Source organism: Neptuniibacter sp. SY11_33, assembly GCF_047778025.1.
Lineage (GTDB): Bacteria > Pseudomonadota > Gammaproteobacteria > Pseudomonadales > Balneatricaceae > Neptuniibacter.
Map to the genome: position 1 here is coordinate 2,066,702 of NZ_CP180543.1, position 25,710 is coordinate 2,092,411.

At 43.6% G+C, this 25,710-nt stretch carries 26 protein-coding genes; 19 read left to right on the forward strand and 7 right to left on the reverse strand.

What is annotated here, in order from left to right; all coding sequences use genetic code 11:
* The first annotated feature begins 86 nt into the window (after positions 1-86).
* A complete protein-coding gene (locus tag ACMXYV_RS09835; RefSeq protein WP_415888328.1) occupies positions 87-737 on the forward strand; it encodes a hypothetical protein in 651 nt (216 codons plus the stop codon).
* 81 nt (positions 738-818) lie between these two features.
* A complete protein-coding gene (locus ACMXYV_RS09840; RefSeq protein ID WP_415888329.1) occupies positions 819-1,292 on the forward strand; it encodes an FKBP-type peptidyl-prolyl cis-trans isomerase in 474 nt (157 codons plus the stop codon).
* 82 nt (positions 1,293-1,374) lie between these two features.
* Here the strand turns inward: ACMXYV_RS09840 and fabV are convergent, their stop codons facing one another.
* The gene (gene fabV, locus ACMXYV_RS09845) at positions 1,375-2,568 is read right to left on the reverse strand and encodes an enoyl-ACP reductase FabV (protein WP_415888330.1); all 1,194 of its coding nucleotides are present in this window, start codon (positions 2,566-2,568) and stop codon (positions 1,375-1,377) included.
* Positions 2,569-2,787: 219 nt separating this feature from the next.
* Here fabV and ACMXYV_RS09850 point away from each other — a divergent pair, with 219 nt between their 5' ends.
* From ACMXYV_RS09850 to ACMXYV_RS09865, 4 genes are all read left to right on the forward strand, one after another.
* On the forward strand, positions 2,788-3,219 hold the full coding sequence (locus ACMXYV_RS09850) for a MaoC family dehydratase (protein WP_415881432.1): 432 nt from the start codon (positions 2,788-2,790) through the stop codon (positions 3,217-3,219).
* Positions 3,220-3,408: 189 nt separating this feature from the next.
* A complete protein-coding gene (locus tag ACMXYV_RS09855) occupies positions 3,409-3,888 on the forward strand; it encodes a DUF523 domain-containing protein (protein WP_415888331.1) in 480 nt (159 codons plus the stop codon).
* A 25-nt stretch (positions 3,889-3,913) separates the two neighbouring features.
* Positions 3,914-4,756 carry a mechanosensitive ion channel family protein gene (locus ACMXYV_RS09860; protein WP_415888332.1) on the forward strand — a complete coding sequence of 281 codons (843 nt, stop codon included), beginning with the start codon at positions 3,914-3,916 and terminating at the stop codon, positions 4,754-4,756.
* A 78-nt stretch (positions 4,757-4,834) separates the two neighbouring features.
* Complete coding sequence (locus tag ACMXYV_RS09865) at positions 4,835-6,559, forward strand: proline--tRNA ligase (RefSeq protein WP_415888333.1); 1,725 nt, start codon at positions 4,835-4,837, stop codon at positions 6,557-6,559.
* 70 nt (positions 6,560-6,629) lie between these two features.
* Here the strand turns inward: ACMXYV_RS09865 and ACMXYV_RS09870 are convergent, their stop codons facing one another.
* From ACMXYV_RS09870 to ACMXYV_RS09880, 3 genes are read right to left on the reverse strand one after another with little or no spacing between them, the layout of a single operon-like run.
* A complete protein-coding gene (locus ACMXYV_RS09870) occupies positions 6,630-7,661 on the reverse strand; it encodes an HDOD domain-containing protein (RefSeq protein ID WP_415888334.1) in 1,032 nt (343 codons plus the stop codon).
* 45 nt (positions 7,662-7,706) lie between these two features.
* Positions 7,707-7,982 carry an acylphosphatase gene (locus ACMXYV_RS09875; protein WP_415888335.1) on the reverse strand — a complete coding sequence of 92 codons (276 nt, stop codon included), beginning with the start codon at positions 7,980-7,982 and terminating at the stop codon, positions 7,707-7,709.
* An 18-nt stretch (positions 7,983-8,000) separates the two neighbouring features.
* Positions 8,001-9,254, reverse strand: coding sequence for a YihY family inner membrane protein (locus ACMXYV_RS09880; RefSeq protein ID WP_415888336.1), 1,254 nt, complete (start codon positions 9,252-9,254; stop codon positions 8,001-8,003).
* A 143-nt stretch (positions 9,255-9,397) separates the two neighbouring features.
* Here ACMXYV_RS09880 and arsC point away from each other — a divergent pair, with 143 nt between their 5' ends.
* From arsC to ACMXYV_RS09930, 10 genes are all read left to right on the forward strand, one after another.
* Positions 9,398-9,748: an arsenate reductase (glutaredoxin) gene (gene arsC / locus ACMXYV_RS09885; protein ID WP_415881439.1), complete on the forward strand. Its 351-nt coding sequence runs from the start codon at positions 9,398-9,400 to the stop codon at positions 9,746-9,748.
* A 1-nt stretch (position 9,749) separates the two neighbouring features.
* The gene (gene wrbA, locus ACMXYV_RS09890) at positions 9,750-10,358 is read left to right on the forward strand and encodes an NAD(P)H:quinone oxidoreductase (protein ID WP_415888337.1); all 609 of its coding nucleotides are present in this window, start codon (positions 9,750-9,752) and stop codon (positions 10,356-10,358) included.
* 31 nt (positions 10,359-10,389) lie between these two features.
* Positions 10,390-10,830 (forward strand): DUF2069 domain-containing protein, encoded by a 441-nt coding sequence (locus ACMXYV_RS09895; RefSeq protein ID WP_415888338.1) that lies wholly within the window; start codon positions 10,390-10,392, stop codon positions 10,828-10,830.
* An 8-nt stretch (positions 10,831-10,838) separates the two neighbouring features.
* The gene (locus ACMXYV_RS09900; protein ID WP_415888339.1) at positions 10,839-12,485 is read left to right on the forward strand and encodes a SufS family cysteine desulfurase; all 1,647 of its coding nucleotides are present in this window, start codon (positions 10,839-10,841) and stop codon (positions 12,483-12,485) included.
* 27 nt (positions 12,486-12,512) lie between these two features.
* Positions 12,513-12,983, forward strand: coding sequence for a nucleoside triphosphate pyrophosphohydrolase family protein (locus ACMXYV_RS09905; RefSeq protein ID WP_415888340.1), 471 nt, complete (start codon positions 12,513-12,515; stop codon positions 12,981-12,983).
* A gap of 2 nt (positions 12,984-12,985) precedes the next feature.
* The gene (locus ACMXYV_RS09910; RefSeq protein ID WP_415881444.1) at positions 12,986-13,240 is read left to right on the forward strand and encodes a zinc ribbon domain-containing protein; all 255 of its coding nucleotides are present in this window, start codon (positions 12,986-12,988) and stop codon (positions 13,238-13,240) included.
* Positions 13,241-13,310: 70 nt separating this feature from the next.
* Positions 13,311-14,312, forward strand: a complete 1,002-nt coding sequence (locus ACMXYV_RS09915) for a DUF2157 domain-containing protein (protein ID WP_415888341.1) — start codon at positions 13,311-13,313, stop codon at positions 14,310-14,312.
* On the forward strand, positions 14,305-15,909 hold the full coding sequence (locus ACMXYV_RS09920) for a GDYXXLXY domain-containing protein (protein ID WP_415888342.1): 1,605 nt from the start codon (positions 14,305-14,307) through the stop codon (positions 15,907-15,909). Before ACMXYV_RS09915 ends, ACMXYV_RS09920 begins: the two co-directional genes overlap by 8 nt.
* Before the next feature lie 125 nt (positions 15,910-16,034).
* Positions 16,035-16,436 (forward strand): hypothetical protein, encoded by a 402-nt coding sequence (locus ACMXYV_RS09925; RefSeq protein ID WP_415888343.1) that lies wholly within the window; start codon positions 16,035-16,037, stop codon positions 16,434-16,436.
* A gap of 56 nt (positions 16,437-16,492) precedes the next feature.
* Positions 16,493-17,383 carry a LysR substrate-binding domain-containing protein gene (locus ACMXYV_RS09930; protein ID WP_415888344.1) on the forward strand — a complete coding sequence of 297 codons (891 nt, stop codon included), beginning with the start codon at positions 16,493-16,495 and terminating at the stop codon, positions 17,381-17,383.
* 4 nt (positions 17,384-17,387) lie between these two features.
* Here ACMXYV_RS09930 and ACMXYV_RS09935 read toward each other — a convergent pair whose 3' ends face one another.
* A complete protein-coding gene (locus tag ACMXYV_RS09935; RefSeq protein ID WP_415888345.1) occupies positions 17,388-18,251 on the reverse strand; it encodes a LysR substrate-binding domain-containing protein in 864 nt (287 codons plus the stop codon).
* Positions 18,252-18,393: 142 nt separating this feature from the next.
* The gene (locus ACMXYV_RS09940) at positions 18,394-20,319 is read right to left on the reverse strand and encodes a DNA topoisomerase III (RefSeq protein WP_415888346.1); all 1,926 of its coding nucleotides are present in this window, start codon (positions 20,317-20,319) and stop codon (positions 18,394-18,396) included.
* Positions 20,320-20,436: 117 nt separating this feature from the next.
* Between ACMXYV_RS09940 and ACMXYV_RS09945 the strand changes: the two genes are divergently transcribed.
* Entirely contained in the window at positions 20,437-21,804 is a 1,368-nt protein-coding gene (locus ACMXYV_RS09945) for a diguanylate cyclase (protein WP_415888347.1), read from the forward strand.
* Between the two features lie 17 nt (positions 21,805-21,821).
* Here the strand turns inward: ACMXYV_RS09945 and ACMXYV_RS09950 are convergent, their stop codons facing one another.
* On the reverse strand, positions 21,822-22,814 hold the full coding sequence (locus ACMXYV_RS09950; protein ID WP_415888348.1) for a serine/threonine protein kinase: 993 nt from the start codon (positions 22,812-22,814) through the stop codon (positions 21,822-21,824).
* Positions 22,815-22,981: 167 nt separating this feature from the next.
* Here ACMXYV_RS09950 and ACMXYV_RS09955 point away from each other — a divergent pair, with 167 nt between their 5' ends.
* Together ACMXYV_RS09955 and ACMXYV_RS09960 are read left to right on the forward strand one after the other, a co-directional pair.
* Positions 22,982-23,539, forward strand: coding sequence for a DUF2058 domain-containing protein (locus ACMXYV_RS09955; RefSeq protein WP_415888349.1), 558 nt, complete (start codon positions 22,982-22,984; stop codon positions 23,537-23,539).
* A 41-nt stretch (positions 23,540-23,580) separates the two neighbouring features.
* Positions 23,581-25,566: a cation:proton antiporter gene (locus tag ACMXYV_RS09960; protein ID WP_415888350.1), complete on the forward strand. Its 1,986-nt coding sequence runs from the start codon at positions 23,581-23,583 to the stop codon at positions 25,564-25,566.
* Positions 25,567-25,710: the final 144 nt, after the last annotated feature.

Here is a 25,710-nt window from a genome sequence, read left to right on the forward strand (position 1 = left end):
GCCAACCTACTGAAAAATAATTGTTTATCAAATTTGGCATTAGCTTTGCTGAACTCTTATAGCTAAGAACAAATTTGGAGCCGATCATGCACGCTGTTACACATACACCAAAGCGCCTAAACGCACTTGAACAGATACCCGTTCATGAGCAGATTCAAAAGCATGTAAAAGCACTCGAAGAGGCTCCGAGCATTTCCAGCATCGATCAATTTTATTTAGATATGTTGGAACAGTTTCTGCCAGCCAATCAGAAAACGCGCTATCTAAAACTACTTAAAAAAGAGATCGTCGCTGTTTTTAGAATCGACCAGATTATGGCTGCAGTGTTATATAGCGATTCCACTATTGAATCCTTTTCGCATCAAGCAACCGAGCATATTAACTCGCTAAACGCCGGTCCATTATCCGTCAGCCGCATTAGCTACTTATTGCACAAAGAATTTGCTGATCGAGTTTCTGTTGACTACTTCTGTAAAGACAACCCAACCTACCAGGATCTAAAACTGGGTTACTTATATTCAGAGGAAGATCTAAATGCAGGCTTTACTGCGGATGAAACCTCTTTAGAAGAACTCATGTGTGACTGGTTACAGAGTTATCAGCAATGGATGCATGACTATCTATATTTCAACCTTGCACAGATAACCAAAGAAACCGATAGATTACCGCCTAAAACGCTGTCTCTGCTGCAAAATTACAGTGCTGAAGAGAAAGAGCAATTACAAGCACTGCTTTAGCATATATAAAAACACATTCTTGTCAGTTAATGGTCTGTGCTATAGATTGAGTTTTTTCTCATCTTCAAGAGCACAGCCTTTATGGAATATGTATTACCGCTTTTAATAGTGGCCATCGTTTTATTTCTCTACATTAGCCGCAAAAATAATTTAAAACTCGCAGAAGCCAATAAGAAAGCTGGCGAAGAATTTCTAGCTGAAAATATAAACGATCCGGACGTCACCCAGACTAGCTCAGGATTACAGTTTAAAGTTATCGAAAAGGCTGATGGAGCTTCACAACCCAGCGCCACATCCACAGTAAAAGTTCATTACCACGGCACACTGATAGACGGCACAGTGTTTGACAGCTCAGTCGATCGTGGAGAGCCTATAGAGTTTGGTCTTAATCAAGTCATTAAAGGCTGGACAGAAGGATTACAATTGATGGCAACGGGCGACAAATACCGTTTCTATATTCCATCAAATCTGGCTTACGGGAATGGATCTGCAGGCGTGATTACACCTGGGTCAGTGCTTATATTTGATGTAGAACTGTTAGATTTTAAGAACTGATCGATCTCTGAAAGAATGTTCGATCGAGGCAAGGTATCAAGTAAACAGGAAGCCATTGGGGCTTCCTGTTATGTATAAACGATTAAATATCGCTTACATCAAATTCAGCCACAGGGTTAACATCAGCTTCGTAATCCACGGAGTCGATGCCAAAACCAAATAGCTTCAAGAACTCATCTTTATACAGTTGATAATCTGTAAGATCGAATAAGTTCTCAGAAGTCACTTGAGGCCAGATCTCACGGCACGCGTTCTGAACTTCTTCTTTAAGCTCCCAGTCATCCATACGGAAACGGTTAGCATCGTCCATTTCAGCTGTATCGCCGTATAGACCTGTATCGAATAAACGCTGAACCTGCTCCATACAACCTTCGTGCAGGTTCTGCTCACGCATTACCTTAAAGCACATTGCCAAGTACAAAGGCATAACCGGAATTGCAGAACTTGCTTGAGTGACAACAGATTTCAAAACACCAATGTTCGCTTGGCCGCCTGTTGTATTAAGTTTGGCATCAATCGCTGTAGCAGCACGATCTAGGTCTTGCTTAGCTTTACCTAGTGCACCATCCCAGTAGATTGGCCAAGTGATATCTGAACCGATGTAAGAGTATGCTACAGATTTACAGCCGTCAGCAAGCACGCCTGCTTCAGAAAGCGCGTCCATCCATAGCTCCCAATCTTCACCACCCATGACTGTTACAGTCGCTTCGATCTCTTCTTCAGTAGCCGGCTCAACTTCAGCATTGATGATGACATTTTTGTTCGTGTCGATCGCTGTAGACTTGTACGGCTCACCAATAGGCTTAAGGCAAGAACGGATCACTTCACCAGAATCTGGCATTTTACGAACAGGGGAAGCTAGAGAGTAAACAACTAGATCTACTTGCTTCATCTCTTCTTTAATTAGCGCAATTGTTTTTTCTTTCGCTTCGTGAGAGAAAGCATCGCCATTCAAGCTTTTAGAATAAAGACCTGCTGCCTTAGCTTCTGCATCAAATGCTGCAGAGTTATACCAGCCTGCAGTACCCGTTTTACGCTCAGTACCTGGCTTTTCGAAAAAGACACCTATCGTCGCTGCGCCAGAACCAAATGCTGCTGCGATACGGGAAGATAGACCGTAGCCACTGGATGCACCAATTACTAGAACACGCTTAGGACCATCTTCAATAGCGCCCTTCTTCTGAGTGTATTCAATTTGCTCACGCACATTAGCTGCACAGCCAGTTGGGTGAGTAGTTGTACAAATAAAACCGCGAATTTTTGGTTTGATAATCATGGCTAAACGGGTCTCAAATCCATTAGAAAAATTTGGTCTGTAAGATACAGCAATTCAGTGCAAGTTGACAGTTTCATGCAGCACCCCTAATTCACTGACACAACTAATTTAGATAATTAATTCTTACGAATTGTTACTAACTGATTTTATAAATAGGCAGAGACGCTTTCTTTTAGTTATGATGCGCAGATTGCATATTCTATTTAAAGGAACATCCCTATGCAGGAACTACACGGTTACTACCTAGAAGATTTAGAAGTAGGTATGAGCGACAGCTTTGCCAAAACCATTACTGATGCAGACGTGTGCATGTTTGCGGGTATTTCCGGTGATACTAACCCAGTTCACATCAATGATGATTACGCTAAAACAACACCGTTTGAAAAACGTATTGTCCACGGTATGTTTAGTGCTGCGCTGATCTCAACTGTTGCAGGCACTAAACTTCCTGGGCCTGGTGCTATTTATGTTGACCAACAAATTAAGTTCCGTGCACCTGTATTTATTGGTGACACAGCGAAAGCAACACTAACAGTTGAAGAGATTGATACACGCCGCCGACGCGTAAAGTGCAAAACAGACGTAACTGTAGGCGATAAAGTTGTTGCTACAGGTACCGCAACCTTTATGGTTGATAAAAAAGAAGCATAAGATCCTCTTTTTTAGCGCTAGCTTGAGTAAAAGCTAGCGCTCCCTCTCTAACACCCTTTCATCACAGCTTCCTAATTTTCATGACCCGCATCAATAGAATTGATCAAATTCTATACTTTAGTCGATTGCTATCTTAACGACCATGAGTAGAATGTGCCTGCAAAAAAATAACAACAAAAATGGACTACCATGAAGAAGATTTTAATTAGCGCCTGCATGCTAGGTGATCGCGTACGCTATGATGGCGGCCATCACTTAATTAACCACCCAACATTGCAGCGTTGGCACAAGGAAGGCCGCTTTGTCCCTATCTGCCCTGAAGTCGCAGGCGGCTTAAGCACACCGCGCCCACCAGCAGAAACTCAGTGCAAATTCCCTATTTTGATCACGACACAAGATGGCAACGACGTTACACCTGAATTCTTATCAGGTGCTGAAAGAACCTTAGAAATTGCCAAACGCGAAGGTGTCGCTTGCGCACTTATGAAGGCTAAAAGCCCATCTTGCGGTAATAAACGTATTTATGACGGTAATTTCTCCGGCAACCTCGTTGAAGGCTCAGGTGTAGCCGCAGCAGAGTTAATGCGTAACGGCATCCCCGTATTCAGTGAAAAAGAACTGCCTGAACTCTTTGCTTTTATCGAAGATTCTGAAAGGATGACGGCCTGAAACGAATTAGTTAAGAGGCCTATTGATGGAGCAAGAAATTCAAAACGAGCTTGAAACCATAACTCGTTTAACAAACATGGTCATAGATTTTTTCGTCAATTATAGTTTTCAGGTAATTGGCGCGATCATCATCTTTTTGATCGGCCTGATTGTCGCTCGATCAATAGGCAAGTTCGCGCTTAAGTTATGCGAAAAGAATAGCGTTGATGTTACCCTAAGCTTATTTATAGCCAGTACCGTAAAGCTGCTAATCGTAGCTATGGTATTGGTGATTTGTTTAGGTAAATTTGGGATCAGCGTTGCGCCTTTTGTGGCAGCAATCGGTGCCGTATCTCTAAGCGCTGGGCTTGCCTTACAAGGCGTGTTCTCCAATTATGGTGCAGGCTTCACCATTATACTGACCCGTCCATTCGTCGTCGGTAATACCATAACAATTAACGACATTTCAGGTGTTGTAACCGAGATTAAGCTCGCACATACCCTACTCGCCACAGAAGATGGTGAGATCATTACAATTCCCAACAAGCACATCGTCGGCGAAGTGATTACAAATTCTTTCGCTAATAAAGTTGTCGAAGCCTCTGTTGGTATTAGCTACAGCGCAGATCCAGAAGTTGCGATTGAAGTAATCAAACAATCTTTAGCCCAGTTTGATGAACTCTCTCAAGAATCACCGCCACAAGTCGGTATCGAAGCCTTTGCAGATTCTTCCGTCAATATTGCTTATCGATATTGGGTGCCAACAGACCGTTATTTTGAAGTGCAATATCAAGTAAATTTAGCTGTATTTAAAGCACTTCAAACCGCTGATATAGAAATTCCATTCCCGCAACGGGAAGTTACATTGAAAAATGCAGCTGCTGAGTAGTTTTTTCCTTGGCAGCACCACTGCAGCCACCTACAATGTGGCGATTTGAAACGAATTTAAAATTGATTGAGTAAAAGTATGCGCACTAGCCAGTATCTCATATCCACCGTTAAGGAAACGCCATCAGATGCAGAAGTCATCAGCCACCAGTTGATGCTTCGAGCAGGCCTTATTCGTAAAGTTGCTTCAGGTCTTTATAACTGGTTGCCGCTTGGCCTTCGCACGCTTCGCAAAGTTGAGCGTATCGTTCGTGAAGAGATGGATAAATCCGGTGCGATGGAAGTTCTAATGCCAGCAATTCAGCCTGCTGAGCTTTGGGAAGAGTCTGGCCGTTGGGAACTATACGGTCCTGAGCTACTGCGCGTTAATGATCGTCACAACCGTGAATTCTGTGTAGGCCCTACGCACGAAGAGGTAATCACTGACCTTATCCGTCGTGAGATCAAAAGCTACAAGCAGCTTCCTGCAAACTTTTACCAGATCCAAACAAAATTCCGTGACGAAATTCGCCCTCGCTTTGGCGTAATGCGCTCCCGTGAATTTATCATGAAAGACGCATACTCTTTCCACGTAGGTCAGGAATCTCTTCAACAGACTTACGATGTAATGCACCAAACTTACACCAACATCTTTAACCGCCTAGGCTTGGATTTCCGTCCTGTACTTGCGGACACAGGTTCAATCGGTGGTGCTACCTCTCACGAATTCCACGTACTTGCTGACTCTGGTGAAGATGACATCGCGTTCTCTAATGTTAGCGATTACGCAGCAAACGTAGAATTAGCTGAAGCACTATCTCCTGAAGGCGATCTAGCAGCGCCATCTGTTGAGATGACGACAGTAGATACGCCAAATGCGAAAACAATTGATGAATTGGTTGAGCAGTTTGATCAACCAATTGAGAAAACAGTTAAAACGTTGATCGTTGCAGCATCTGAAGAGTGCGAAGCCGATTTTGTTGCTCTATTGGTTCGTGGTGATCACGAGTTAAACGAGATCAAGGCAGAGAAGCTTGCACAAGTTGCTGAACCACTAGAATTTGCTACTGAAGAGCAGATCCGCGAACTAATCGGTGCAGGCCCGGGCTCCCTTGGCCCTGTCGGCTTAGACATCCCAGTGATTGTTGACCGCACAGTTGCTAAAACGTCTGACTTCAGTGCTGGCGCTAATATCGATGGCAAGCACCTGTTTGGTATCAACTGGAACCGCGACGTTGATCTACCGGAAGTCGCTGATCTTCGTAACGTTGTTGAAGGTGATCCGAGCCCATGTGGAGAAGGCACTATCGAAATCAAACGCGGTATCGAAGTGGGTCATATCTTCCAGCTTGGTCAGAAATACTCTAAAGCCCTAAGCGCGGAAGTATTGGATCAAAATGGTAAGTCTGTCGTAATGGATATGGGCTGTTACGGTATCGGTGTTACCCGCGTAATTGCAGCTGCGATTGAGCAAAACCACGATGACGGCGGTATTATCTGGCCTGAAGCGATCGCTCCATTCCACGTTGCACTAATCCCTCTTCAATACGACAAGTCTGATGACGTACGCGAGCTAACTGACAAGCTGTACAATGAACTACAGCAGGCAGGTTACGATGTAATCATGGATGATCGTGATAAGAAGACTAGCCCTGGCGTTAAGTTTGCTGATTCTGATCTAATGGGTATCCCACACCGCGTGGTTATCTCCCCTCGAGGTATCGAAGCTGGCACTTTGGAATACAAAGGCCGTCGTGACGACGAGAAACAAGACGTTGCAGTAGATGGCGTATTACCGCTACTAGCTGAGCGTATCAATCTGTAAGCTTTACTTCAGATTAGAACTTCATAAAAAAACGGGCTTTACGCCCGTTTTTTTTATTTAAGTTTATTTCTTAACTCTCTTCGGCCGGATACAGCTGCCTGTAATCCTCAAGGGTCGAACCTGCCTGTTGCAGACGCCAAACCAACTCAAACTCAGTGATTTCTCCTTCACAAAATAAGGCATGCAATTCTGCGTACGCATTAGCCAAGAATAACGCTACCGATTCAGGCTGTCGGAAATCGCCTTGGGTTTCCATCTGAAATTCGAGAATAGGCTTATACCAAGTTTCTGGAAGCTCCCAAACCTCACAAGCACGTCTAGTCAGTGCATGCGAATAATCACCTAACAAGTTACTAAATACTTGCGGATGAGGCTCCTGCTTTTCATCAGCGTGCAGCTGAATAAGCTTTTTAAAGATAATCAGCTTACCTACATCATGAACTAGGCCAACAAAGTAAGCTAGATTTGGATTGCCACCGAGCGCTTCAGAGATCTTTTTAGCATTGTTTGCCACTTCTGATGAGTGTCCCCACAATGCCTTACCAAAAGCTTCAAAATAAAAACTATCGATTTCGAATTTATCAGCCACCAACGAGGATAGAACAACATCTTTTAATCGTTGCTGGCCCAACATGCTGAGCGCATGCTCCAAATCTTTGATTTCCATGCCGGAGCCAATAAACATCGGAGAATTAGCAATAGAAATCACTTTACCAGCAAGCGCTGGGTCTTCTTTGATAGCCGCTACAATTCTTGATTGGGGTGTATCAGGATCAACCAGGTCACTCATCAACGAAAGAGCGTTTTTAGATAGCTTAGGAATCGATTCTTCACTTAAGCCAACCATCTCTTCATCTAGCGCAGCACGCAGCAACTCTTCCTGCTTGAGTGTTTCCTCTGTCGCAACAGCACGTACACCCAGTAAGTTACTAATAAATGAGAGAGTTAATTCACGTGAATGCTCTACTGATTGCGGAGAAACGTCTGATTCTGCGGTTTCAGCTACTTGAGGGTCTTCTACCGCAGTTGCTGAATCCTGTTTGCTCTTATTCGCTGAGCTGTCCGTACTAAAGCCAAAGATAGATTTTAATTTGGCAAACATAGTCCACTCCAAAGACTGTTAAGACATCAAATGCAGTGTAGTCGATTAGCGCACTTCGAAGGTTTGAGGCGCATCAATGTTATCAACTCTTTCACTAATAACTTCAGCGACGTTCGCAAGCTCAGGTCCTTGGCTAAGCCAAGCTTCGAGCTGAAGCACAGCCTGCTCTTCACCCGTTGCCATGAGTTCGACCCGTCCATCATTTAAGTTTCTAACCCAACCCTGGACACCTAAAGATAGCGCCTTTTCTTTAGTTGATTGTCTAAACCAGACACCTTGGACTCGGCCACTGACAAATGCATGAATAGATAAATCTGCCACTTTCAAAAACCTAAAAATTTAACCGTTGATTTGTTTTGTAGTGCTAATACTGTTTTCATCTCGGTCAGAAAACAATGATTCTAAAGTCAGAGAAAAAGCCTGCTGTTCCTGTTCTGATGTTTTCACTAGCTTTTCGTTAAGTACTCTCTCCCACTCCACTAAGCTGGTCGTTATTACCGGTAAAGGTGTAGGCCAAGGAAGTAGTTGGTTTAGCTGATATAGCGTTAAACTTCCTAGATCACGGCTTAATAGGTATTCGCCTTGGTCACTGCGCTTAACAATGCCACCTTCTAACAGAATCTTTAGATAGCTATCCCAACGCCCTTGATCCAAAGCATCCACCTCTTGTAGAAGTTTGTGATCCGAGATTGATTCCCCCTGCTGTTGAGCCTTCCATAAACGATGCAATACCGCCACAACCGAATATAGGTGTGGGAGATCGTTAGCCCGATCATTAGGCCGATAAACTGTAATACAGCGCGTTAGCTCAGCCCCCATCAATATGATGACCCAACTGATAAAGATCCAAAGCAGAAATAGAGGCACGGCTGCGAAAGCACCGTAGATTAACTCGTAAGATGGGAACTGAGTAACAAACGCAGTAAAACCTCTTTTTGCCGTTTCAAATAACAGTGCTACGCCGACACCACCTAATAGCGCACTTTTAAAGGGTACTGGGCAGTTAGGTACAGCTACATACATCAAAGTAAAAGCGGTAGCCGACAAGATCGTAGGTAATGCTGACAATAAGCGCGCACGACCCACCGCCTCTGTCGCCTCACTGATAAACGGTAAACTTGCGATATAAGAGGTTAAAACTAAGCCTAAACCGATCAAAATTGGCCCCAAGCTCAAAATAGCCCAATAAAGCAGAAAGCTTGATAGCCCTTTACGTGGTTCATTCACTCGCCAGATGCGGTTAAATGCTGCCTCAATATTCTTCATCATCATAATCGATGTGATGGCCAGCAATGCGATACCTACTGCGGTTAATTTACGTGCTTGCGAAGAGAAATCATTGAGGTAATCCTGTACTACGGCGCCGGTGGCAGGCACGAAATTATCAAACACCCACCCTTGTAGTTCCTGTCCCACTCCTTGAAAAGAAGGAACTGCCGCCAACATCGCGTAAGAAACAGTCATCAATGGGACTACAGCAAACAGCGTGGTATAAGTTAATGCCGCCGCATTAAGAATCCCTTGGTTCTGCAGAAACTGTCGAAATAGATAACGAATAAACAGTGTAACGCGGTGATTTAACAGCGAAGCCATTTCCATCCTCATAATAATCAGCTAAGCACTGGCCTAAAATGCAGTTCCTTCATGAAATCTGCAACACAGGCGTATACAATATCGCATAATCCAACACAATGAACGGATCATTTCACCTTGATCCCTTAGTACGGTATAGCACAATGAGTGAAGTAACTATCTATCACAACCCGCGTTGTTCTAAGTCTCGCCAGACTCTAGCACTATTAGAAGAGAACGGTGTAGAGCCACAAGTTCGTAAATATCTTGATGAAGCACCCTCTGCTGATGAGCTGAAAGTAGTGCTAAGCCAGTTAGGTATTTCTGCTCGCGATCTACTTCGCAAAAAAGAAGCTGAATTCAAAGAAAACGGCCTAGATGATATGTCTCTTTCTGAAGATCAGATCATTGAGATCATGACCAATGTGCCAAAACTAATCGAACGCCCTATCGTTATCAAAGGCGATCAAGCACGTATTGGTCGTCCACCAGAGTCTGTTCTGGAAATCATCTAATATGAGCACTCCCTACGTCCTCGTTCTGTACTACAGCCGCCACGGTGCTACACAATCGATGGCAAAACATATTGCCCGTGGTATAGAACAGTCTAGTATTGAAGCTCGTCTTCGCACAGTACCTGAAGTTTCGACGGTTGCTGAAGCGACGGAACCTTCAATTCCTGATCAAGGCGCACTGTACTGCTCCGAACAGGATTTAGCCAACTGTGCAGGTTTAGCGTTAGGGAGCCCAACTCGTTTTGGGAATATGGCATCGCCATTAAAGCATTTTATCGATAGCACTAGCAGCTTATGGATGTCAGGTGCGCTCATTGATAAACCTGCTGCTGTGTTTAGCTCCAGTTCTAGCTTACATGGCGGCCAAGAAACTACTTTGCTTACCATGATGATGCCTTTACTGCATCACGGCATGGTCATTGCTGGCTTACCCTATTCCGAATCTGAGTTATTAAAAACTAAAAGCGGCGGCACTCCTTATGGGCCGACACATGTAGCGGGTCCAGATAACAGTAATGAACTAGACCCAATCGAAAAGAATTTATGTATTGCCCAAGGTAAGCGCTTGGGTGAATTGGCCCGCCGATTAGCAAACAACGTTTTATTTTAAACGCCTAGTAAAACCACGAGAGTACAAGCAGTTGAAAGCATATATTCCTGATGATCACGATTATCAAAGCAAAGCTAAATTAGGGCGTATCCTTTGTGTAGGAAGCTACCTAGGTTTGCTTGGTTGGTTTACGCTTTGGCACCTTTTCCTTATTCCTGTTCCAACCGGAAAACCTTGGGTTATTTGGCTTATCCATATGGCTCCACTGCTAGCATTCGCAGGAGTGATTATTAAAGGTAATCCTCGTGGACACGCATGGCTTTGCTTCGTACTTCTACTGCTGTTTATGCAGGCGGTATTAGCTGCGACTAATCCAAATACGGCTATCTATGGCATTGGCTATTCCTTACTTGTAGGTACGCTTTTCACCAGCGCCATGATGTACACACGCTGGCGTGCGCGTTATAACAAACAGCTGGCTCACTGGGCTGAACAAGCTGCAGATAAAGATGAAGCATCTAAGGATAGCTAAGCCAAAGCATGCGAGATCCTAAGACTTTGTTACAGGGCATAAGAAAGCAGTTTCCCATTTTAGATCAAACAGTTAATGGAAACTCTTTAATCTATTTAGACAATGCCGCCACAACTCAAAAGCCGCAATGTGTAATAGATTCTGTCTCTGAATATTATCAGCAGAGCAACGCTAATGTTCACCGCGCAAGTCATGCACTGAGTTCGGATGCGACACTGCTTTTTGAGTCTGCTCGCAGCACCGTTGCTCGCTATCTGAATGCACGTAGTGAAAAAGAGATCATCTGGACACGGGGTACAACAGAGGGGATCAACCTAGTTGCCAACAGCTGGGGGCAGCAGTTAGAAACTGGCGACGAGATCATCTTAAGTACACTGGAACATCACGCTAATATCGTTCCTTGGCAGATGCTTGCTCAGCGAAAAGGTGTTGTTCTAAAAATCATTCCGCTCTTAGACAATGGCGAGTTAGATCTAGAGCAATTTGAAAAACTACTTTCCAATAAAACCCGCTTAGTTGCGGTAACTCATGCATCTAATGCCTTGGGTACGATTAACCCTGTTAAGCACATTGTAGAGTTAGCTCATCAGGCTGGCGCGCTAGTGCTTATCGACGGTGCCCAAGCTCTGCCCCATATTAAAGTAGACCTTCAAGATCTCAATGCAGATTTTTACCTGTTCTCGGGGCATAAGGTTTTTGCTCCAACAGGTATTGGCGTTTTATACGGCAAGGAAGATCTTTTATCTGTCATGCCCCCTTGGCAAGGCGGGGGGGAGATGATCAAACACGTGAGTTTTGATCAAACGACTTATAACGATCTGCCTTTCAAGTTTGAAGCAGGCACACCGAATATCAGCGCCACCATCGGTTTAGCAACCGCTCTGAACTGGTTATCTGGTTTTGATCGATCATTGCTGGAACAACACGAACAACATTTGCTTAAGACAGCTATTGATGGCTGCTCTCAAATCAAAGGTTTCAATCGTATTGGTTCAGCATCTGAATGTGTCAGTTTGGTATCTTTCACACTGACCGATCAACATCAGCAAGATATTGGTTTGCTGTTAGATCAACAAGGTATTGCTGTCCGTACCGGGCATCACTGCGCAATGCCTCTAATGCAAAGGCTGGGCTTACCGGGTACGACACGAGCATCTTTCGCTTTTTATAATACTGAAGCAGAAGTGAACCATTTCATTCAGACACTGGATTCGATTACTCGCCCTACGGCTGTGGCTGTTGAATCAAACTCATCGCCAGAATCCTTGATCGATAAGCTTAAAGGTATCTCAGGCTGGAATGCTCGTTACAGAGAGATAATGCTGCTGGGAAAATCTGCTAAAGGCCTTCCCCAACAGTTAAAAACAGACGAACACCTCGTTAAAGGCTGTGAAAGTAATACTTGGCTGGTCATTAATAAAGAGCCCAACGGTACGTTAACCTTTGCTACTGACTCAGATGCCCGTATTATTCGTGGATTACTGGTATTGGTTGAAACCGCTTTCAACCATAAAACAGCGGATCAGATCTGTGCTTTTGATGTCGACGGTTTGTTTAAGCAACTAGAACTTGATCGTCATCTAAGCCCATCACGTGGTAACGGACTGCGTGCTGTCATCGACAAAATTTATCAGTTTGCCCAACAAGCAAACTAAGACAACTGAATTCCTTTTGGAGCAACAATGAGCAACTTTACTGACGTTTCTTACCTAAACACCGTATTTGGTAATGAACAAGGCAACCTTGAGAACCCAAATTGGGAAAAAGCTGGCAAGCAATTACACCTAATCAAAGAAGAGCTAGCTGAATTAGTTGAAGGTCTCGAAAACAAAGATACCTCTGAAATTCGTGATGCCGTAGCAGATATCCTTGTTGTCACTTACGGTATGGCCCACATTATGGGTATCGATGCCGACAAAGACATGGCAGCAGTTCAAGCAAGTAATCTATCTAAGCTGTGTAAGACACAGGACGAAGTTGATCAAACGTTGGCTTTTTACCAAAATGAAAAGCAACTGGATGTATACGTAGGCGGTGAACTACCTGAAGCCTACATCAAATCCTCCAAGGATCAGGAAGGCAGTGATGGTAAATTCTACCCTGCTCACAAATTCCTAAAATCTGTAAACTGGCATGAACCTAAACTGGACTAATTATGCCTACATACGATTATCGCATTGAAGCGACAGGTGATGTGGTTGAAGTGAAGCACACTATGGCCCTAACCCCTAAAACCTGGGGTGAGCTATGTATTCTCGCTAATCTAGATCCGCAAGAGATCCCTGAAGACTCGGAAGTTACAAAACTTTTATCAACTGCAGGGGTTGTTAAAAGTTCGACGCTTAAAAACCCTGAAGCTCCTCCATGTATGAGTGGTGGCGGCTGTCCAAGTGGTGGCTGCGGGTTTTGACAGCCATGGAAAGGTGAGTGATAGTAGATAATACAAGTCACTCACTTTTTCAAAGGCTGGATGCCAAACTATGCTTTCAGGGCAAACACCAGAACGACAAACAATTCTGAATTGGGCCAAACAAGGCCATATCAAACCAGACGACGTAGAACGTGCTTTAGCGCTTACCCAAGCATCTCCAAGCAATAATCAATGGCTAGCTTTTACTGCTAAGTTACTTCTCTGGCTTAGTGCTGTAGCACTTGCTGCGGGCGTTATTTTCTTTTTTGCTTTCAATTGGCAATCTATTTCTGATTTAACCAAGTTTGCAACGCTTCAAAGCACTATAGTGCTTGCAGGCATAGTCTATTCACGATTAGACCATCTCAGTATTTCTGGTATCAGCTGTATCACACTGATTACTTTATTAACTGGAGCGCTACTGGCTCTTGTAGGTCAAATCTATCAAACCGGTGCCGATCCTTGGCAGCTTTTTGCTATCTGGGCAGTATTCACTCTTCCCTGGGCTATTATTCATCGCGCAAGCACGGTCTGGGTGATCTTTATCACTTTGGTCAATCTCGCGCTCTACCTCTATTCCGAAACCTTCCGTGGACTATTTGGCTTCTTGTTTAGAAGTGAAGATCTGACCAGTATCTTTTTAGCCATCAATACCGCGATTATTTTGATTTTGGAGTTCGGGTACAGATTTAAGCAATGTCTTATTAAGAATCGCTTTGCTATTCAAATTACCCTCTTCTTCGCTGGGTCGCTGGCAACTTGGTTAGCAATGTGGTCCATCTTTGATTTTGATGATTTTCATTGGGGTGGGCTCTTCTATCTGATCTGGATCTCTATCGCTTTCTACTACTATCGCCATTGCCAACTAGATCTATTTGTTCTCTCCGGGGTAGCCACCAGCCTTATTATCACTACAAGCTCTTTGCTGATTAAAACCTTTGGTGATGCATTCGATGGCGGTGCATTTTTGGTTATCAGTTTGGCAATTATCGGCATGTCCACGGCAGCAGGCATTTGGCTAAAGAATCTATACCAAGTTCAAAAACAGCAAAGGAGTGCTCAAGATGACTAATTCAGATCGAGCACTTTGGCAGAAACTACAAACCGAAGGGATAGTCTCTGCGGATCAGCCAGAAGAGCCCCCCAGCCAATCAGCATGGTTTATCCATCTGATGCAAGGTTTCTCTGGTTGGTTGGCAGCTTTGTTTATGCTTGGCTTTGTAGGCAGCATATTCGGTTGGTTGTTCCGTTATGATAACCATATTCTACTAATGGTCGCTGGACTCGGATGTTCCATTGGCGCCTATACCATCTATCGTCACAGTGGCGAGTCCCCTTTCTACAATCAATTAGCTTTAGCGATCAGTATTTGCGGCCAATTTATGTTTGGCTGGGGTTTATTTGAATTGCTGGGAGATAATGAAGTTACGGTTTTTCTGGCGCTAGCTATCTACCAAGCGGTCCTAGCCCTTGTAATGCCGAGTTTCCTACATCGAGTCATCTCGAGTTGGTTTGCCATGATCGCTCTATTCTGGGGTTTAAACCGCCAAGGTATACATGGGCTAGATAGTGCTGTAGCCGCCCTCGCTTTTACATTGATCTGGTGTAAAGAACAGCAATGGCTAAAGTGGCATAAGTTTCTGATTCCTATCAGCTACGGTATGGCTATCTCGCTATTACAGTTTAGTGGTCATTCGCTGTTACAAAATGAACTCTCATTTCTCTACAAAATCAGTGATGTCGGCTTTCTGCAACTTAACGGTCCTCTGATTGGCTCGATTGCACAAATAGCCACTTTCGCATTTCTACTAGCTTATATATTCAAAGAGCAACAAGTTACAAAAGACAGTAAAAACATTGCTGGCTATTTAGCCCTAATTATTATCATGACCGCTACCTCATTTACGATTGCCGGTTTACCTGCTGCACTCTTATTATTGTTAGTTGGCTTTCATAGACAGCAACGCGCCCTGCTGGGCTTGGGTCTAGTTGCATTAATTAGCTTTGTATCTTGGTATTACTACAACCTTCAGGAAACTTTACTGGTTAAATCAATCTATTTAGTGGGCTTAGGCACGATAGCGTTAGTCAGTTACCTTCTCCTGAGCAAGGCTTATCTGCCAGAGAAGAAAATGAGCCTCAGCCATGTTGCCCACATGAACCGAGCTAAATGGAGCGCATTACTCACTACATTACTCTTGCTTTTAGCTGTAAATATTAATATCTACCAAAAAGAGGCCTTATTGGCTGAAGGTAAAACCGTTCTATTAGAGCTTGCGCCTGTAGACCCTCGTTCCTTGATGCAAGGCGACTATATGCGACTTAGATTCCAAATCACCAATAATGCATTTAATCGCTCACTTAACGATGTTCCTGCTGATGGCTTTCTTTTAGTTGAGCTAGATGACAATCATAAGGCTAGTTTTTTACAGCTTTTAACCCGTTCAGAAAAGGATATAGAACTCGCATCGAACCAAGCTATTATTCAATACCGTATTCGCAATAGCCGAGTACAATTTGCAACCAATGCTTTCTTCTTCCAAGAAGGTACAGCGGAAAGATATGAAGCGGCAAAATACGGCATGTTCAAAACAGATGATAGTGGCGAGCTACTTTTGCATGCCTTAGTTGATGAATCACTCGAAGTCATAGGCACTAATAGTCCGTAAATTTTTCAAAAAATCAGGTACTTTATTTGAAAAAACAGGACGCTATCAGGGTTAAACTAAGACTTAGGCTTTCAGGGATTGAAAATTTACCCTAGACTTACTAAAGGAAACTACGGGGAAGGATTATGAACACCAAAATTAATCTACTTGTCGCGAGTATTGCTTTGACTGCAGGTATCGCAACGCCATTAACTGCCGTGGCCGAAGATAAGCAATATACGTGCTCCTACACACATGCCAGTTACACCGCTCCATTTATGAAAGCGCCTAAAACACGCAACTGCCCGCAAGGCCGCTGCAGCTATTCTGTCGTAATCAAAAATGGCTCTGCTGTTGTAAACGGTGTTGCAGGCTTTAGCGTTGAACAGTCTGATGAACAGATCAAGTTAAGTCGAACGGCTAAAGACCCTGTGATGGGCGGTATGGACACAACCAACTTGACCATTAATAAATCAGATATGAGCTTCCAGAGTGTTAAAACGACAACGCCTTCTGTTGTGCTGACAACCCAAGGTAGCTGCTCTTAAAACTTGAGCATTTCATCAAACTGACCTTAAGTAATCTTCCTTAGTTGTAGCAGTCTATGAATCTTAACGATGTCCGTTTGTTTATTCAGGTTATTGAGCACAATGGATTTACCGCAGCTGCGGATAAATTAGGCATTCAAAAATCGACCATAAGCCGACGTATCACCCAGCTTGAAGATGACTTAGGTTTAAGACTTTTACAACGTACGACTCGTAAGTTAAACCTCACAGCTGACGGCCAAAACTTCTACGAACGCTGCCTCCCTCTTTTTTCCGAACTAGAAGATATCGAGAATCACGTAACTTCCACTCAAGGTGAGCCAAAGGGTCGGTTACGCATTACCATGCCGCCTGAGATTGGGATATTCATTATGAATGACCTGATTTCTAGTTTTATGGTGAAATACCCTCTTATTCAGATCGATATAGAACTCAGCCCTCGTGTCGTCGATCTAGTCCAAGAAGGTATCGACTTAGCACTGCGTGTAGGGAATTTAGATGACTCAAGCCTCGTAGGGCGTAAGATCGCAAATGCGTCTTCTAAGTTATATGCCAGTCAAGCCTATATCGATCGTTTTGGTGAACCACTAACTCCAGACGATTTAAAAGAACATCAATGTATCGGCACTCACCTAAATTCCAATGAATGGGCCTTTGAAAACTGGAATGGAGGTAAAGCGGTTTCAATTAACTTCCGTTTACGTGCGAATAGCTTGAGCTTCAGCCTTGAAATGCTTAAGCGCAATCTTGGCATTGCTCGCTTACCGAAAGCGTTCTGCATTGATGAACTGGAGTCAGGTGAAATAAAAGAAGTATTAGCCGATTATAAGGTACCTACTGTAGGCATCCATGCGCTCTACCCTAGCCGCAAAAACTTAAATCCTAAGGTACGTTTGTTTCTAGACCATGTCGTTGAAAATCTAAAAGCCCATCCTTGGCTTAAATAGCGACTTAAGCAGCTGATTCCCACTCAGGTGGCTTCCCATCAAACAGTGCTAGTAAAGTATCTACGCCTGCCATATCAATAGCGTTTTTATGGGTAATCATAATTGTAGGTATCTGACTAAACTGATCGTCAAGCACCTCGAGATTTAGATCTTTTGCATACCTCGACTCTTCTGCCACTTTCCTCGGTACTAAGGTGAAACCTAAACCTACAGCCACACAACCCAAGATCCCTTCTTGAGTTCCCATATCTAACACCTCAGTATCTAATCTGCCGTTATCACGTAGCCAATTTAGAGCCTTATCTCTGTACGCACAGCCTTGTCTGAACATGATTAACGAGTCTGGAACATCCACTCCTTTCGCAGTGGCCAATACCAGCTCTTCCATTAACACCTGACGACAAACAAGATCCTTGTGCTGTACCGGCCCTCCGACAAAGGCACAATCAAGTTTGTAATTAAGAACAGCTTCAATCAATTGACCACTAGTTTCTGTTTGCACTCGAGGTAACAGGTTAGGGTGTTTTTTTCGTAGGGATTGGATCAGCCCAGGCATACGCACCGCGGCAAAGGATTCCATAGAGCCAATCCGAATCTCCCCTGTCGCTTCTCCTACTTGCTTAACCGCAATACTGGCTTGATGCTCCAGCTGTAGCAATTGGTTGGCGTAATCCATCAAGGTATAACCGGTTGGAGTCAGTTCAAGTTTGCGCCCTTTACGATAAAACAGAGGCGAACCTATCTCTTCTTCCAACCTTTTGATTCTTGCAGTGACGTTAGATTGAACAGTATGTAGCTCTTTCGATGCCGCTTGAACACCACCGAATTCAACCACGTATTTAAAGGTTTTGAGTGAGAGAAGTTCCATATATTACCCTGCGCTTCCAATATTTAGTTCATCAGAAGTGAATGACTTACATTAATGCGTCATTATATGAGATATATCAAGCACAAGATATTGAGATAAACCCTAAATAGGTTAACTGTCCAACTACATGGCATTAATCACCTTAAGCTTTGGATTTAGCCTTGGGTTTGACCTTCCTTCTACGAGTTTTCTTATAAGCAGGTTTCGGCTGTTGTTTGATATTACGCAGCAGTTGCACATCCATACTACTCGCCTTTTGAATCATCAAAGAGATCTCATCAGTGAGAGGCTGCATAAATGTCTGATAATTTAACTTCTGTTCACTGATATCATTTAATGAAGCCTCCCAACGAGCTGTCATATCAGGCTTACTCGCGTTATCTGGTAGGCTATTTATTAACGCTCTGCCAGCTTCGGTACTGCGGATAGTTTTACCCTGACGCTGTAAGAAGCCCCGTTTAAACAGTAATTCAATGATGCCTGCTCTCGTCGCTTCGGTGCCTAAGCCATCGGTTTCCTTAAGAACCTTTTTAACATCTGCATCTTCGACAAATCGCGCAATCCCCGTCATGGCAGCTAAAAGTGTGGCATCGGTAAAAGGTTTAGGTGGCTGGGTTTCTTTATCTATGACCTCACCTTGTTCACAGTAGAGCGTCTGCCCCACAGAGAGATTAGGAAGCTGTGCTTGATCGTCTTCGCCCTCTTTTTTACCAAATAGTACTTTCCAACCGACATCGAGTACTTGCTTGGCTGAAGCAGTAAACCTACCGCCTTCAATCAACACCTCGACTCGCGTTTCTGAATAGCGATGATCTGGCATAAACTGGATCAGATACTGCCTAGCCACTAGCTCATACACTTGTTGCTCTGTTTTATTAAGGCGAGAAAAATCTACAGTTTTACTGGTCGGAATAATCGCATGATGTGCCTCGACTTTACGATCGTTCCAGGCCTTTCCTTTTTTGCTTAAGTCAATCTGGCTTTTATGCGGTTGAAATTGCGGACAATGCTTAAAGACAACTGAAGACACTTTAACGGCCTCAGCAAAATGCCCTTGGGGTAAGTAGCGACAGTCCGAACGCGGATAAGTAATTAGCTTATGTTTTTCATATAAACTTTGGCAGGTATCCAAAACTTGCTGAGCATTCAAAGCAAAACGTTTATTCGCATCGATCTGCAATGCAGATAAATTATAAGGGAGTGGAGCACCAGCCTTTTTAGGCTTTTTCTCGACAGCAGTTACCTCACCCGGTTTAGCTGTAATACGCCCAGCTACGTTTTCCGCTAATGGTCTAGAAAGTACTCGCCCCTCTTCATCTTGCCATTTTTGACAAGCTTCACTCGGTTGCCATTTAGCTCTAAATCTATCTTCGCTATCCGTTTTTAGATGAGCTAACACTTCGTAAAATGGCTTAGATTTGAAATCATCGATCGCCTGATCACGCCTTACCACCAATCCCAATATAGGCGTCTGTACCCGTCCAACCGATAAGACCCCTTGATAACCCGCTGATTGACCTTGCAATGTGTATGCGCGGGTTAGATTAATACCGTAAAGCCAATCGGCACGACTTCTTGCTAATGCTGATACAGAAAGAGGGATAAACTCACGGTTATCTCTTAACTGCGCTATAGCCTTTTTTACGGCACTGGGGTTCAGATCGCTGATTAGGCAGCGTCTCATGCTTTGGCGTTTATATTGGGGTAACTTGAGAAAGTCGATTACTTCATCAACCAATAGCTGCCCTTCGCGGTCAGGGTCACCCGCATGAACAACCTCTTCAGCCTCTTTACAAAGTTTTCTTAATAACGCTATCTGCTTGCGAGTTTTAGGCTTGGGCTGCATTTTCCATTCAGATGGAACAATAGGGAGATGCTGCAGATTCCATTGTTTAAACCGCGGGTCATATTCGCTCGGCTCAGCAAGTTCCAAAAGATGGCCGAAACACCAGCTAACCACATCACCATTAGCGGCGCGAATACAACCATCTTCTTTTTTTAATGGCTTAGGCAGTACATCTGCAATTGCTCTACCCAAACTTGGTTTTTCGGCTATGAATAAACGCATACTTAAAATACTGTATATAAAAACAGTCCAAGAGTAATCTAAACATTCCTGCCATTCCAGAAAAAACAGCTACGCTTATGTATATTCACCGATTCTTTGCAGTGGTGTACGAAAAGCATGCGGAAATTCACGCTTCGATTTTGTTTACCTTGGTTAGTTGGCCTAACCGTCACCGCGTGTGCATTTTTTACCTCTGGGTGGTTGGTTAAGTTAGATCACAATATCCACGATCAACAAGATAAAGCGCAAGTAGAAGCGAGAATCAATTATCTCACTTCACGCATACAACTCGCACTGGCTGACAACCTCATCATTATCGAAGCTCTGGAATCACTTCTATTACTGCAAAACGACATAGACGAAAGCGACTTTCAAATATTAACGACTCGTTTCTTATCTACTAGAACAACCATACGGCAAGCCCAATTGGCTCCCGATGCTATCGTTAAACATATTTATCCCATCATTGATGGCAATAAAGTAATTGGATTAAACCTACGTAAGATCCCTGAACAAAGAGAAGTTGTAGAGCGATCAATAACGAGAAAAGAGATGATAATGGCAGGCCCACTAGATCTAATTCAAGGAGGCAGAGGAGTTATTGCCAGACAACCCCTTTACAACCGTGAAGGCACAGAAACTAAATTTTGGGGTTTTATCACACTGGTTATAGACTTAGACAAAATATTCAATGAAACAGGGCTAGTTCTAAGCGATGAACTTGCAACATACGCTATTCGTGGAAGTGATGCTAAAGGTAAACAAGGGGATGTATTCTTCGGTTCAACATCAGTGTTTGAAGCTGAATACCTAAGTAGTTTCATAGAAGTCCCTGGTGGCTTTTGGCAACTATCAGCACGACTGAATGATGACAATCATATTCACGGTATACCTGCCTCATACTTAACCGGCTGGGCAGCATTGGGCTCTTTAATTCTTGGTTTACTCAGTGGCTTTACTTGCACTCTTCTGAATAAAACCTATCAACGCTCTATCAGTGACCCTCTGACATCACTATTTAATAGGCAACATTTCAGAGAACTAGCAGATATAGAAATACAACGAGCACAAAGATATCAACTCCCTTTATCAATCATCATGATCGACTTAGATTTTTTTAAGCAGATTAACGATAAATATGGTCATCAAGCGGGTGATTATGTGCTTAAAAAGTCAGCCCTAATAATCGAATCAATGTTAAGAGTTGGAGATATCGCAGCACGTTATGGTGGTGAAGAGTTCATTATTTTACTACCCCACAGCGACGAGGTTAACACTCAAGCTTGTGCTGAACGAATTAGGAAGGCACTGAATACTAAAGTAAAACTACGCGGCTCAGACCATTCGCTTTCTGCAAGCCTAGGCTGCGCCACCTTGAATTCAAGTTACACGAATTACGACCAGCTAGTCAGCGGTGCTGACGATGCCTTATTCTTAGCCAAAAACCGCGGTCGAAATATGGTTGTCACTACTAAGCAGCTGTAGCACTCTCAGATCCACTTTTATAGAAGCTTTAAAGGCTCTTCATCTAGCAACGCCAATTGCTCACGCAGTTGCAGAATATGCTCGCCCCAATAGCGTTCAGTATTAAACCAACTAAAGCTATGAGGGAATGCTGGATCTTCCCAGCGACGACCAAGCCATGCGCTGTAGTGCATAATTCGTAAACTGCGCAGGACTTCGATCAAACGCAGCTCTTTGAGTTTAAAATCGTAAAACTCATTGTAGCCATCGACTATTTCAGACAACTGTTGTGTCTGTTCATGTCGATCACCAGAGAGGAGCATCCAAATATCCTGCATCGCAGGCGCCATACGGGCATCATCGAAATCAACGAAATGAGGCGCATCATCACGCCATAACATATTGCCGGAGTGACAATCACCATGGACACGAATATGTTCTATCTCACCACAAGCTTTTAAGATCTCATCGACACCCTGTAGAAGATCCCTAGCAACAGAATCGTAAGCAGGTTTAAGTTCTACAGGAATAAAGCGATCACTTAAGAATGCAACACTGTCATGGCCAAATATTTGGCTGGTCAAAGTCGGACGATGAACGAAATCTTTCGACGCACCCACCAGATGCATACGTCCCAATAAACGACCTAGCGTAAAAAGATTATCAAGGTTATCGAGCTCTGGGGCATGCCCTCCTCTGCGAGGAAACAACGAGAACATAAACCCTTCATAATTAAATAGGGTTTCTCCCTTTTCATTTCGCCAAGGGGTTACTGCAGGTAGAGAATGCTCTGCTAAATCGAAACTAAATTCATGCTCTTCTAAAATCTGCTCTCGGCTCCAACGCTGTGGGCGATAGAACTTAGCAATCATCGGCTCTTTGTCTTCTATGCCCACCTGATAGACACGGTTCTCGTAGCTATTCAGAGGAAATGTACGCCCATCACACCAATGCCCTTGGCTTTCGACTGCATCCATCAAAAATGATGGCGTTAACCGTTCAAAAGGGTGTGTTAGGTCATGTTCAGACATAAAAAATCCAGCTATAAAATAATTGCAGGTGCAGGGTACGCTTTAGCCCATAGGTGAACAAGTCATATTCCGAATAGATTTGCCCTATTTTCCGTTATTTTTTAAATAGTAGCGTTAACTTTTGTTATAGTTCTCATAATAACCAATAGGAGTATTACGAGTAAGTTATGGCGGGTTCACTAAAAGATCAGTTGCTAAATATGGGGCTTGTTGACCAGAAAAAAGCGAAGCAGGCAGATACAGAAAAGCGTAAACAAAACAAAAAAGCTAAAAAGGCACGTAAATCAGGCCAGCAAGTTGTTGATACGCAAGCTGAGAAAAAGCAGGCGCTAGAAGAACAGCGTAAAGCTAAGCAAGAGCATGATCGTGAACTAAATCGTCAACGAGACGAAGAGCGCCGCAACAAAGAGATTGAAGCGCAATGCCGACAGATGATCATACAGCAACAGATCGAGCTGCCCGAAGATGCCGAAGTAAGTTACAACTTTGTATACGATAATAAAGTGAAGACTATGTATGTTACTTCGCTCATTCAAGGGCAACTATTCCGCGGCCAAGTAGCAATAGCAGCTTTAGATGATAAGTTTTATCTGATCCCGGATAAATTTGCAGAGAAAATTGAACAGCGCCTGCCAAATTACGTTATCCGCGTTCAGCCGGAAGAAGAACCAGAAGAAGATGATCCGTACGCGGATTATAAGATTCCAGACGACCTGATGTGGTAATTAAGAACATCAAAAGCGTCTTCATGTAGTAAGGGAAACGCATGTCACAGGGTTTTTTCGAGCAATTTTTGGTCATTTTATGTTGTGCCGTTGTTGCAACAACCCTGTTTCGGCGTATCAAACTCCCGCCTCTTCTAGCCTACTTAAGTGTTGGCGCTATTGTTGGCCCCTACAGCTTAGGGGTCATAAAAGACACTCATAGTATTGAACTACTCAGTGAACTTGGGGTTGTCTTTTTACTCTTTATGCTCGGCTTAGAATTCTCGGTCTCGCGTATGTTTGCCATGCGCAAAGCGGTATTCGGGCTGGGTAGTTTGCAGGTCATCATCACCGCAGCCTGCTTGATGGCGATCTGTCACCTTTTCGGTCTACCGCAAACCACCTCTTTAGTAATCGCCGGTGCGCTCGCTTTATCCTCTACAGCGATTGTAAGCCGCGAGCTGATTCAGCGTGACGAACTCAACAGTCCTCATGGCCAGCTTTCGGTCGGTACATTAATCTTCCAAGACTTAGCTGCTGTATTTTTCCTGATCGTTGTACCAACGCTTAGTAGCTCAGCAACAGAGATAGACAGTACAGAAGTTGCATTGATGCTACTTGAGGGCTCAACACTACTTATTATCTTACTGCTGGTTGGCCATATTGTGATGCCATTACTGTTTCACGAATCGGCGCGTAGCGGTTCCAGCGACGTGTTTGTTCTTACTACACTTGCTGCTGCTCTTTTGGCCGCTTGGATTACTCACGCAGCAGGTTTATCGATGGCTCTCGGCGGATTTTTAGCAGGCATGATGTTGGGTGAGAGCCGTTACAGATATCAATTAGAAGCCGATATACGCCCATTCAGAGATGTACTATTGGGATTATTCTTTGTTTCTGTGGGGATGCAATTAGATCTGTCTGCTCTAATTGATAGCTGGTATTGGATTATTCTGTTCAGTGTCAGCTTAATCCTATTAAAGACTTTTATTATTACCCTTCTTGGGACGCTACTGCATAAAGACCCGGTAAATGCGTTAAGAGCTGGTCTAAGTCTTAGCCAAGGTGGTGAATTTGGGTTTGCCTTGTTGGCCTTAGCCTTAGGTAATCATCTGATTGAGCCTGATATAAATACTATTGTCGTGTCCACGATCATCATCAGCATGATCGTGACACCGATTTTGATGAACCACACCTACAGTCTAAGTCGTTGGCTACATAAAGATGATCCGATTGAATCACCGCAACAAAAATTGCCTGATGCCAGCCAACTAAACCCGCATAGTTTAGATAAACATGTGATTATCTGTGGCTTCGGCCGTGTAGGTCAGATTATCGCGCGCTTCTTAGATCAAGCAAACATTCCTTACATTGTCGTAGATAATGATCCAGTGCGTGTAATGGAAGCCGCTACAGCAGGCGAACACATCTGTTTTGGTGATGCAAAACGTGATGATGTAATGGCCGCTGTTGGCGCTGACCGTGCCCGCATGTTGATTCTTAGCTTTCCGGAAGCGGAAACAGCGATGCAAGCACTCAAGCATATACGAACCCGATTTTTAACGCTGCCCATCTTGGTTAGAACACGAGATGATTCTCAGATCGAAGCATTTCAAAACGCAGGAGCCACCGAAATTATTCCGGAAGCTTTGGAAGGCAGCTTAATGATGGTATCCCATGTATTATCAATGCTTGGTATCAACCATCAACAGATTGAACAGCAAATCAATCAAGTTCGTGCCGAAAGGTACAACCTCTTACATGGCTACTACCACGGACAACATTCCGAAAAAATTGATAGTAAAGGCCGTATGAAAGAGATACTGCACCCTGTTCAAATTGAAAATAACTGCAAGTCGATTGGTAAAACGTTACGAGATTTACCTTTATCAAAGCACCAAGTCTCTGTTGCGATGATCCGTCGTGGTGATCAATCTGAACACAGCCCAAGTGGTGATACTCATATCCAACAGGGTGATATAATCATCCTTCAGGGGCCAAATGATAAGATTGAAATCGCAGAATCAATCATCCTAGATGGAAAGTAGTTTTTACCGTTTCCCTCTAACCTTTAGATGAAACAATTTCATTGTTACGCTTTTTATTAAAGTCTCTCCACAAAACGTCGATAACCCTCTTATATTTAGTAGTACAACTAAAACAATGGGATCATTTGATCCTTCTTTGTCTGT